This is a genomic window from Streptomyces sp. NPDC044061, from assembly GCF_056434305.1.
In genome coordinates, this window is sequence record NZ_JBWKFL010000044.1 from 24,724 (window position 1) to 34,347 (window position 9,624).

Below are 9,624 nucleotides of genomic sequence, written 5' to 3' on the forward strand. Positions count from 1 at the left end.
CCGGGAAGGTCTCGTGGAGCGGCGGAGCTCGCGGTGGAGCTCGCGCGGCTCATGCGTCGTTGACGGATATCGCGTTGACCGGGCAGTTCGCGGCGGCGGTCAGCGTGGCGGCGCGCAGCGCCTCGTCCGGCTCCTCGACGAGCAGGAGTACCCGGCCGTCGGGGTGCTGGTCGAAGACGCCCTGTGCGAAGAAGACGCAGTTGCCCGATCCCACGCACGCTTCGCGGTCGACCGAGATCCGCATCGTCCTCACCCCCGTGTCACCAGGTGACGGGCAGTTCGTGGAGCCCGTACGCGTGCGCGTCGAACATGTAGGGCAGCTCGGCGGCGGGGGCCGCGAGGCGCAGGTCCGGGATGCGGGTGAACAGCGTGCCGAACACCACTTCCAGCTGCATCCGGGCGAGGTTCGCGCCGGGGCACATGTGGTTGCCGTAGCTGAACGCCATGTGGCCCTCGGCGTCGCGGTGGATGTCGAAGCGGTGCGGGTCCGGGTACCGGGAGGGGTCCCAGTTGGCGGCGCCGTTGAGGGCGAGGACGCCCTCGCCCTCGCGGACGGTCTCACCGCCGGCCAGCTCGATGTCCTTGGTGGCGACGCGTACGGTCGCCGAGTCCAGGATGCTGAGGAAGCGCAGCAGTTCCTCGATGGCGCCGGGCAGCAGCGACGGGTCGCGCCGTACCTCGTCCAGCTGGTCGGGGTGTTCGAGGAACACGAGGGTGCCCAGCGAGATGATGTTGGCCGTGGTGTCGGAGCCGGCGATCACCAGCAGCCGGGCGATGGCCACCAGGTCGTCGTGTTCGAGGGTGGGCTCCTCGGGCAGCTTGGCGGCGATCCGGCTGAGCAGGTCCTCGCCGGGCTTGTGGGTCTTCTCGGTGATCAGCTCGTCGAGGAACTCGTCCATCTCGGCGATCGCGCCGGCGACCGCCTCCATGCTGGAGTCGCGGCCGGTGGTGGTCTCGGCGTACTTGCGGAAGTAGCCGATGTGCTCGGCGTCGGCGCCGAGCATCTCGCAGAACTGGAGCGACGGCACCGGCACGGCGAGCTCCGCGACGAGGTCGACGGGTCCGCCCTTGGCCAGCATGGCGTCGATCCGCGCGTCGACGATCGCCTGCGTGCGCGGCTTGAGGTCGGCGATCCGCTTGGCGGTGAACTCGGGGATCACCATCCGGCGGCGCACGGTGTGCTCCGGCGGGTCCATGGCGGCGAACGGGAAGGCGATGTAGGGCAGCATCTCCTCCGGCACCTGGAACTGGTGCGGGTAGCCGGGGTTGCGGGCGTTGGAGCTCATCGACGGGTCGCCCAGCACCTGCCGGACGTCGGTGTAGCGGGTCAGCGCCCACACGGCCTTTCCGGTCATGCGGTTGACCACCTTGGCGACCGGCTCGTCCGCGCGCATCGCCTCGTATTCCTGGGGAATCGAGAGCGGGCACTTCCTGCGGTCGAGCGGGAACACCGGGAGCGACCCGGTGGCACTGCCGGTCTCGGAGTTCTCGGTCATCGCCTGGAGTCCTCTCTTCGATCGTGGCTCGATCCAAGCGCGCACCGGAGACCCGGGGAGCCGGGAGACCCCCCTAAGGTCGCCCGGAAACCCCTAACACCGCCCGGGGACACAGGCTGGGGTCGCCCCTACGCGGCGCATGCCACGGGCTGCGCGGGGTGACGTATGGTCCTTGTACGGCGGGTGATTTCCCGGCCGGCGTGGGGGTCCGCTGCCCCGCACAGCCGCCGGTTCCGTCGGCCGCCGCGCGCGGGGCGGCCCCGGTGCCGGGGCGTTTGAACAGGTCAGCGCGGGTGTCATCGCGTGTTCGGCGGCGAAGCCCTGTTCGGTTGCGGACGGGCACCGCATAGACTGAGCTGCAGGACGACCGGTTCTGCCCCCGGGCAGGATCTCTCGAAGGAAGTGAGTCGATGGACGCAAGCGGGGAGCCAACCCTGCCGAGCTACCTCGGCCAAGCATGGGGGCTGCGGGAGAGGCCGACCAAGGGACCGAAGCGCGGTCTCAGCCTTCAGCGCATCGTCGACGCCGCCGTGGCCATCGCCGCGTCGGAGGGCCTGTCCGCTGTCTCGATGAGCCGTGTCGCGTCCGATCTGGGCGCCTCGACCATGGCCCTGTACCGGTATCTCGCCTCGAAGGACGAGCTGCTCGTCCTGATGATGGACGCGATCTACCAGACGCCTCCTTCGCCTCCTCAGACGCCGGACGAGGGGTGGCGCGCGGGCCTGTCGCGGTGGGCCTGGGAGCAGCACACCATCCTGCGCAAGCACACGTGGGCGCTGCGGATCCCGATCACCGGCCCGCCGGTGACGCCGAATCAGATCATCTGGCTGGAGCGCGGCCTGGACTGCCTGAGCGACACTCCGCTGTCCGAGGGCGACAAGCTTTCCGTGATCATGCTGCTGAGCGGTTACACCCGTAGCGAGGCGACCGTCTCCGCGGACGTCGAGGCGACGTTCATGGCGAAGGCGCCGGACGAGCTGGCGGCCATGGTGTCGTACGGGCAGCTGGTTCGCAGGCTGGTCGGTCCCGACCGCTTCCCCGCGCTCAACAAGGTGATCGACGCCGGCGTGCTGGACGAGCCCGCGGGCCCGGACGACGAGTTCGTCTTCGGCCTGGAGCGCATCCTCGACGGCATCGGTGTGCTGATCGACCAGCCGCAGGGCTGAGTCCTTCCGCCCGTTCCTCCCCGCTCATCCGACTTCGGTATGCGCGGTCCGGCTCAGGGATGTCCGGGCCGGCCCCCTGTGTGCTTCCGGTTAGGGGGCGGAAGGGGGGCCGCCGCACGCCCTCCGTGGCTACGGTCTGCCCGGGTGCGCCGCCATTCGCTCGCCGCGTCGGCTGTCGCGCACGCCGTAGCAGGCCGCCGGGCGGGCGCCAGGGCGTCGGGCCGGCGGTGCGACCGACACGTTGATCGCAGGAGGCGACATGACCGACACCGGCACCGGGCTCTACCTGGAGCTGCTGAAGAAGGTGCTCACCAACCGGATTCAGATGGACACCCCCGCGGCCTGGCCGGCCGGTACCGGCGAGGCGGCGGACGGGGAGGAGGCCCGGCCGGCCGCGTTCAGCGCGCACACCATGGTGAGCCCGGAGAGCCTCGACAACGTGCAGTACTGCGTCGAGAGCGTCCTCGCGGACGGCGTGCCCGGCGACCTCATCGAGACCGGCGTCTGGCGCGGCGGGATCTGCGTCCTGATGCGCGCCATCCTCAAGGCGCACGGCGTGGACGACCGGCGGGTGTGGGTCGCCGACTCGTTCGAGGGCGTGCCCGAGGCCGGCGAGGGCAGCCACCCGCTGGACCAGGAGATGGCCCTGCACAACCTCAACACCGTGCTCAGTGTGTCGGCGGACGCGGTGCGGGCGGTGTTCAAGTCGTACGACCTGCTGGACGAGCAGGTCGAGTTCCTGGAGGGCTGGTTCAGCGAGACGCTGCCGGCCGCGCCCATAGAGTCGCTGGCCGTGCTGCGGCTGGACGGGGACCTGTACGTCTCGACGATGGACTCACTGTCGGCGCTCTACCCCAAGCTGTCGCCGGGCGGCTTCGTCATCATCGACGACTACAACATGGCCCCGTGCCGTGCCGCGGTGCACGAGTACCGCGACGCCCACGGCATCAAGGAGGAGATCAAGGCGGCCGACACCGTCGGCGTCTGGTGGCGCAAGGAGTCCTGACAAGACGAAGGCGGCCTCCACGACTTCTGTCGTGGAGGCCGCCTTCGGCCGTGCGGGGGGGAGAGAGCCGCCGGCGGGTCAGTCGGCGCGGCGCTGGAAGAAGACGCCGGCGAGCGTCACGGACACCAGCAGGATGCCGGCGGACCAGACGAGGCCGATCCAGGCGTGGTCGCCGACCGGCCGGTCGAGCAGGAAGCCCCGGACGCTCTCGATGATGGCCGTGGACGGCTGGTGCTCGGCCACGCCCTGCAGCCAGCTCGGCAGCGTCTTGATCGGCACGAAGGCGCTGCTGATGTACGGCAGGAACATCATCACGAAGGCGAAACTCGCGGCCGCGTCCGTCGACTTGGTGAGCAGGCCGACGACCGCCGCCAGCCAGGACATCGCGAGGATGAACGCCACCAGCACGCCGGCGGCCGCGAGCCACTGGAGCGTGTCGGCCTTGGGGCGGAACCCGATGAGCAGGGCGACCCCGATCACCACGAAGGTCGAGGTGATGTTCTTGATGATGCTGGCCATCACATGGCCGCCCAGCATGGCCGCGCCGCTGACGTCCATCGACCGGAACCGGTCGACGATGCCGGTGCTCATGTCGTTGGCGACCCCGACGCCGGTCTGGGCCGCGCCCCACACGGTGCACAGCAGGAGCACGCCGGGTGCGACATAGGTGACGTAGTCGCCGCCGGTCTGGATCGCCCCGCCGAAGAGGTAGACGAACAGCACCATCATCATGATCGGCAGCATCAGGGACATGATCAGCGCGTCGACGTCACGCCTCGTCAGACGGGTGCACCGGCCGATCATCGTCAGCAGGCTGGACACCGTTCCGACGGAACGCGGCCTCGAGGTCAGCGCGATGCTCTCAGACACCGGCGGTCTCCTTCGCTTCGTCCGCCTCCGCGTTCGCGGTGCGGCCGGTCAGCGCCAGGAACACGTCGTCCAGGGTGGCGCTGTGGACGTTGAATTTCGCGACGCGGTCGCCGTCGGGGTCGACCTCGTCGAGCAGGGCCCGCACCCGCTGGGCCGAACCGTCCGTGGCCACACCGATGGTCAGCAGGCCGGGGTCCTGCGCGGACACCCGATCACCGAGCAGTGCGAGCACGGCGTCGAAGGCGCCCCGGTCGGCCAGTTCGAGGTCCAGGCGCTGCCCGGAGACCCGCTCCTTGAGCTCGTCCGGAGTGCCCTCGGCGACCACCTTGCCACCGTCGAGCAGGGCGATGCGGTCCGCGAGACGGTCCGCCTCCTCCAGGTACTGCGTGGTGAGGAACACGGTCAGACCGCCTTCGGCGAGAGCCGCGACGACACCCCACAGCGCCTGCCGGCTGCGTGGGTCGAGACCGGTGGTCGGCTCGTCGAGGAACACCACCGAAGGCGAACTGACCAGGCTCGCCGCGAGGTCGAGACGACGGGCCATGCCGCCCGAGTACGTGCTGAGCTTGCGCCCGCCCGCCTCTGTGAGGTCGAACCTCTCGAGCAGGTACCGCGCGCGCTCGTGGGCCTCGGCGCGCGACAGCCCGGACAGCCGGGCCATCATGTAGAGGTTCTCCGCGCCGGTCTGGTTCTTGTCGATCGCCGCCTGCTGCCCCGTCAGCGTGATCCGCTGCCGGACTTTGCGTCGCTCCCGGGTGACGTCGAAACCGGAGACTTTCGCCTCTCCGGCATCGAGAGAAGTAAGTGTCGACAGGATGCGAACCGTGGTTGTCTTTCCCGAGCCATTCGGCCCGAGCAGCGCGAAGACACTGCCCTTCCGAACACTCAGGTCGACGCCCTGAAGCACCTGTACTTTTCCATAGGATTTCCGTAGCCCACGGGCCTCGATAGCCATTTCGTGGATCATTCGCCGTTGCACCCCTCGCCATCCGGAGAGCATGTCCGCAGCATCTTGAAGGCGATCTGCGTGTACCGTACGCTATTGAGCGTATCCCATACACAGTCCGGTGTCCACCCGCCTCCTGAGCTGCGGAGAAGCTCAACTCAGCTCATCCGGGGCGGCGTTCGCATGCGAGGGATCGATGACTTGGAGGACAGGCGTGCCGTTGCACCGGGAACGTGGTGTCGAGGTCACGGTGAATCCGGACGGCTGGCTCGTGCTGTGCAGCGGGCGAACGGGAAAGGAGCACTTCTATCCGCCCCCGTTCACGGTCGCCTGGATCGCCCTGCAACGCTGGGGCGGCGACCCTCATCTCGCCACCGACGAAATCGCCGAAATGTGGCAGGAAGACCCGTCGGAGACCTTGACGGCTGTTCAGAAATGGCTGGAAGAGCTGCGGACGGCCAGGCTGATCCGCGACGACCACCCCTAGGCCGGATTCCGCACTGCGACAGAAGGTGACGACGATGGAAGGGCACACGGACCAGGGAATGCCCGCCCACCTCGCCGACGCGTGGGGACTGCGCGAACGGCCGGCCAAGGGGCCGCGACGCGCGCTGAGCCTGCCACGCATCGTGGACGCCGCGGTGGCGGTCGCGGGCGCGGAGAGCCTGGCCGCCGTCTCGATGAGCCGGGTGGCGGCCGAGCTCGACGCGTCCCCCATGTCCCTGTACCGCTACGTGGCTTCCAAGGAGGACCTGCTGCTGCTCATGGTGGACGCCATCTACCGCACCCCGCCCTCCCCGCACGCGGCGGAGGACGGCGACTGGCGCGAGGGCCTGCGGAGCTGGGCCTGTGAGCAGCACGCGATCCTCGACGAGCACACCTGGGCCCTGTACGTGCCGGTCAGCGGCCCGCCGGTGACTCCCCATCAGCTCAACTGGCTGGAGCACGGCCTGACCCGGCTGGGCTCGACCGCGCTCGCCGAGGGCGAGAAACTGTCGGTGATCATGCTGTTGAGCGGCTACATCCGCAACGAGGCGACGGTGACCGCGGAGGTGCAGCAGTCGTTCCTCGCGGCGGCACCGGACGAGCGTGCGGCGATGGCCTCGTACGGCCTGCTGATGCGCGGCCTCACGGAGCCGGGCCGGTTCCCGGCGATGAACCGGGTGATCGACGCCGGGGTGCTCGACGAACCCACGGGCAGCGACCAGGAGTTCACGTTCGGGCTGGACTGCATCCTCGACGGCGTGGGCGTGCTGGTGCGGGCTCGCGCGAAGGAGGCCGGCGACGAACGATAGGACGGGACGTCACGGCCGCGTCGTGTTCCCGGACGGCGCGGTCATCCGCTGCCGTATCAGTGACACGACGTCCGGGGCGTGCCGGTTGAGGTAGAAGTGGCCGCCGGGGAACACCCGCAGTTCGAAGGGTCCGGTGGTGTGCTCCCGCCATGCCTCGGCCTCGGCCAGGGTGACCTGGGGATCGGCGTCCCCGGTCAGCGCCAGCACCGGGCACCGGAGCGGCGTGCCGGGCCGGAAACGGTAGGTCTCGGCGGCCTTGTAGTCGCTGCGGAGCGCGGGGAGGATCATCCTGACGAGTTCCGGGTCCTGGAGCATCGCCGGTTCGGTGCCCTCCATCTTGACGATCTCGGCGAGCAGTTGCTCGTCGTCGCCCCGGTGCACCCACCGCGCGCGATGCCTGGACGGGGCCGTCCGCCCCGAGACGAACAGCGTCAGCGGGGTGATCCCGGCGGCCTCCAGCCGCAGCGCGACCTCGAAGGCGACCGTCGCGCCGAGGCTGTGGCCGAACAGAGCCAGCGGCCGGTCCGTGACGTCCGCGAGCTGCTCGGCGACGGCGTCGGCGAGCAGTTCCGCGTCCTCGAACGGCGCCTCCCGGCGGCGTTCCTGCCGGCCGGGGTACTGCACGGCCAGCACCTCCACGTCGGGCGACAGCGCCCTGGAGACGGGGAAGAAGTAGGACGCGGCGCCCCCCGCGTGCGCGAGGCACACCAGCTGCGCCGCGGCCTCCGGAGCCGGATGGAAGCGCCGGATCCACTCTCCAGTGCCGACGGTCACTGCCTGTCCCTTCGTCGTACGAACCGAGTTGAGCCGCGCGGACACGCCCCGCGCGACGCGGTGCCGCCGGATCCCTAGTCAGTCGTCGTCATCGCCGTCATCGTCGTCATCGTCGTCCTGGTAGTCGGGCAGGGAGAGTTCGGGCGCGATGGCGAAGTCCGATACGTCCGCGGTCCTGCGCTCGACGCGGCCGAGGGCCTCCTTGATCGGCACACTCAGCCGCTCGGCCTTCTCGGCCTCCTTGCGGTCGCGGCCCTCGACGAACTCCGGCATCACCTCGCGGGCGAACAGCTCCAGCGACTCGAGGATGTGCTCGTGCTTGTTCTTGCCGATCTGCACCGAGAAGATGATCTGGTCCACGCCGACCGCCTCGTAGCGCCGGACGATGTCGCGGATCTGCTCCGGCGTGCCGATGCCGCGGCGCAACATGCCGACCTGGTCCATCATCGCCTGCTGGACACCGGTCTGGCCGTCGTCCTCGGCGGGCGCGGCCGGCGTCCGGGTGAAGCCCAGCGCTTCCTTGGCGGCCTGGAACTCGGCCCAGATGTCGGTGACTCCGGGGCGGTGCTCACCCGTCATGTAGTAGTGCATCAGCGAGTACGAGAAGAAGTGCGCCGCCTCCAGGCCACGGTCCAGGGCGACCTCCTCGTCCTCGTGGCACATGAACGGCAGGACCATGGCCACGTTCGGGTTGACGGCGCGGCCGAGCGGCCGGCACTCGTCCGACGCGAGGGTGCCGTAGTAGGCGTCCACCCACTCCTTGGCCTCCTCCGGATTGACGAAGGAGAAGGCCAGTGCGCCCATGCCCTCGCGGGCCGCGTCCTGGATGCTGTCGCGGCGCGTGCACGCCCGCCACAGCGGCGGGTGCGGCTTCTGCTTCGGCTTGGGCACCACGTTACGGGGCGGCATGTTCACCCAGGTGCCCTCGTGGCCGGTGAACGGCGTCTCGGTCATCATCCGGACGACGACTTCCAGCGCCTCGTGCCACTGCTCGTACTTGTCCTTGAGTTCGATGCCGAACGCGCCGACCTCCAGCTGCGAGCTGCCCTGCCCGGAGCCGAAGTCCAGCCGCCCGCCGGAGATCAGGTCGAGCACCCCGAGCCGCTCGGCGATGCGCGCCGGGTGGTTGACCGCGGGCGGCATGTGGACGATCCCGTGCGCGAGCCGGATGTTCTTGGTGCGGGCCGCGGCGGCCGCCAGGAACACCTCGGGCGCCGACGAGTGGGAGTACTCCTCGAAGAAGTGGTGCTCGGTCGCCCACGCGTAGTCGAGGCCGAGCCGGTCGGCCAGCTCGATCTGCTCCAGCGCCTCGTTGAACAGCCTCTCCTCGCTGTCCTCCGCCCAGGGGCGCGGCAGCTGGTGATGGTAGATCAGGCCGAATCTCATGAGTTCCTCCGCAGGACGAGAACCGCACACAAGGGGGCTGCAGGCCGACCCTAGGACGCGGTGCCGGGCCGGTGAGACGCCCGGCCGGGCACTGAGGGGGTCGGCCGGGCGCTTCAGGGGGTGGGTGCCGAGCCGCTAGGGGTCGTGGGGGCGGCACGGTGGAATCGGGCCAGGTAGAACAGCAGCGGGTCCGGCTCGCCGGCCGTCACGTCCAGGTCCTGCACCCGGCCGACGGCGATCCGGTGGTCTCCGCCCGGATACACCGCCTCGATCGTGCAGTCGACCCAGGCCAGCGCTCCCGCGAGCCGGGGTGATCCGGTCGCCGGGCTCGCCCACCACTCCACGCCGGCGAACCGGTTGTCGTCGGTGGCCGCGAACCGGCGGCACAGCGGCTCCTGTTCGGCGCTGAGGATGTTGGCGCAGAACCGTCCGGCACGCCGGATCCCCGGCCAGGACCGGGAGAAGCGGGACACCGAGAACGACACCAGTGGGGGCTGGAGGGACAGCGAGACGAACGACTGGCAGGTGAACCCGACGGGCGGCCGGCCTTCCTCCCGCGCGGTGATGACGGCGATCCCGGTGCAGAAGTGGCCGAGGACGTGGCGCAGCCGCGCCGGATCCAGCAGGCTGCCGTCGCTGGTCTCCTCCGTGTGTACGCGCATCAGTCGCTCCGCCCGTCAGTCGG

Annotated in this window: 11 protein-coding genes; 4 read left to right on the forward strand and 7 right to left on the reverse strand. The window is 69.9% G+C overall.

The features are described from left to right. Nucleotides 1-49: 49 nt before the first annotated feature. The gene (locus AC07CM_RS41370; protein ID WP_478881697.1) at nucleotides 50-244 is read right to left on the reverse strand and encodes a ferredoxin; all 195 of its coding nucleotides are present in this window, start codon (nucleotides 242-244) and stop codon (nucleotides 50-52) included. A 16-nt stretch (nucleotides 245-260) separates the two neighbouring features. Then, the gene (locus AC07CM_RS41375; RefSeq protein ID WP_478881698.1) at nucleotides 261-1,496 is read right to left on the reverse strand and encodes a cytochrome P450; all 1,236 of its coding nucleotides are present in this window, start codon (nucleotides 1,494-1,496) and stop codon (nucleotides 261-263) included. Nucleotides 1,497-1,906: 410 nt separating this feature from the next. Between AC07CM_RS41375 and AC07CM_RS41380 the strand changes: the two genes are divergently transcribed. Then, nucleotides 1,907-2,662 (forward strand): TetR/AcrR family transcriptional regulator, encoded by a 756-nt coding sequence (locus AC07CM_RS41380; RefSeq protein WP_478881699.1) that lies wholly within the window; start codon nucleotides 1,907-1,909, stop codon nucleotides 2,660-2,662. Nucleotides 2,663-2,921: 259 nt separating this feature from the next. Further along, entirely contained in the window at nucleotides 2,922-3,668 is a 747-nt protein-coding gene (locus AC07CM_RS41385) for a TylF/MycF/NovP-related O-methyltransferase (protein ID WP_478881700.1), read from the forward strand. A 78-nt stretch (nucleotides 3,669-3,746) separates the two neighbouring features. Here the strand turns inward: AC07CM_RS41385 and AC07CM_RS41390 are convergent, their stop codons facing one another. Continuing rightward, nucleotides 3,747-4,490 (reverse strand): ABC transporter permease, encoded by a 744-nt coding sequence (locus AC07CM_RS41390; protein ID WP_478881716.1) that lies wholly within the window; start codon nucleotides 4,488-4,490, stop codon nucleotides 3,747-3,749. Nucleotides 4,491-4,530: 40 nt separating this feature from the next. Continuing rightward, nucleotides 4,531-5,505 (reverse strand): ATP-binding cassette domain-containing protein, encoded by a 975-nt coding sequence (locus AC07CM_RS41395; RefSeq protein WP_478881701.1) that lies wholly within the window; start codon nucleotides 5,503-5,505, stop codon nucleotides 4,531-4,533. A 193-nt stretch (nucleotides 5,506-5,698) separates the two neighbouring features. Between AC07CM_RS41395 and AC07CM_RS41400 the strand changes: the two genes are divergently transcribed. Continuing rightward, nucleotides 5,699-5,971: a hypothetical protein gene (locus tag AC07CM_RS41400; RefSeq protein WP_478881702.1), complete on the forward strand. Its 273-nt coding sequence runs from the start codon at nucleotides 5,699-5,701 to the stop codon at nucleotides 5,969-5,971. Nucleotides 5,972-6,005: 34 nt separating this feature from the next. Further along, nucleotides 6,006-6,779, forward strand: a complete 774-nt coding sequence (locus AC07CM_RS41405) for a TetR/AcrR family transcriptional regulator (protein ID WP_478881703.1) — start codon at nucleotides 6,006-6,008, stop codon at nucleotides 6,777-6,779. 9 nt (nucleotides 6,780-6,788) lie between these two features. Here AC07CM_RS41405 and AC07CM_RS41410 read toward each other — a convergent pair whose 3' ends face one another. The 3 genes from AC07CM_RS41410 to AC07CM_RS41420 all read right to left on the reverse strand — a co-directional run bounded on the left by AC07CM_RS41410 (nucleotide 6,789) and on the right by AC07CM_RS41420 (nucleotide 9,601). Further along, complete coding sequence (locus AC07CM_RS41410) at nucleotides 6,789-7,553, reverse strand: thioesterase II family protein (protein ID WP_478881704.1); 765 nt, start codon at nucleotides 7,551-7,553, stop codon at nucleotides 6,789-6,791. Nucleotides 7,554-7,631: 78 nt separating this feature from the next. After that, nucleotides 7,632-8,939 carry an LLM class flavin-dependent oxidoreductase gene (locus AC07CM_RS41415; protein ID WP_478881705.1) on the reverse strand — a complete coding sequence of 436 codons (1,308 nt, stop codon included), beginning with the start codon at nucleotides 8,937-8,939 and terminating at the stop codon, nucleotides 7,632-7,634. A 113-nt stretch (nucleotides 8,940-9,052) separates the two neighbouring features. Then, nucleotides 9,053-9,601 carry a flavin reductase family protein gene (locus AC07CM_RS41420; protein ID WP_478881706.1) on the reverse strand — a complete coding sequence of 183 codons (549 nt, stop codon included), beginning with the start codon at nucleotides 9,599-9,601 and terminating at the stop codon, nucleotides 9,053-9,055. Nucleotides 9,602-9,624: the final 23 nt, after the last annotated feature.

What these genes read in the sequence shown, in the direction of transcription:
- AC07CM_RS41380 (WP_478881699.1), top strand. Translation starts at nt 1,907, where the DNA reads ATGGACGCAAGCGGGGAGCCAACCCTGCCGAGCTACCTCGGCCAAGCA.
- AC07CM_RS41405 (WP_478881703.1), top strand. Translation starts at nt 6,006, where the DNA reads ATGGAAGGGCACACGGACCAGGGAATGCCCGCCCACCTCGCCGACGCG.
- AC07CM_RS41375 (WP_478881698.1), bottom strand. Translation starts at nt 1,496, where the DNA reads ATGACCGAGAACTCCGAGACCGGCAGTGCCACCGGGTCGCTCCCGGTG.
- AC07CM_RS41415 (WP_478881705.1), bottom strand. Translation starts at nt 8,939, where the DNA reads ATGAGATTCGGCCTGATCTACCATCACCAGCTGCCGCGCCCCTGGGCG.
- AC07CM_RS41420 (WP_478881706.1), bottom strand. Translation starts at nt 9,601, where the DNA reads ATGCGCGTACACACGGAGGAGACCAGCGACGGCAGCCTGCTGGATCCG.
- AC07CM_RS41385 (WP_478881700.1), top strand. Translation starts at nt 2,922, where the DNA reads ATGACCGACACCGGCACCGGGCTCTACCTGGAGCTGCTGAAGAAGGTG.
- AC07CM_RS41395 (WP_478881701.1), bottom strand. Translation starts at nt 5,505, where the DNA reads ATGATCCACGAAATGGCTATCGAGGCCCGTGGGCTACGGAAATCCTAT.
- AC07CM_RS41370 (WP_478881697.1), bottom strand. Translation starts at nt 244, where the DNA reads ATGCGGATCTCGGTCGACCGCGAAGCGTGCGTGGGATCGGGCAACTGC.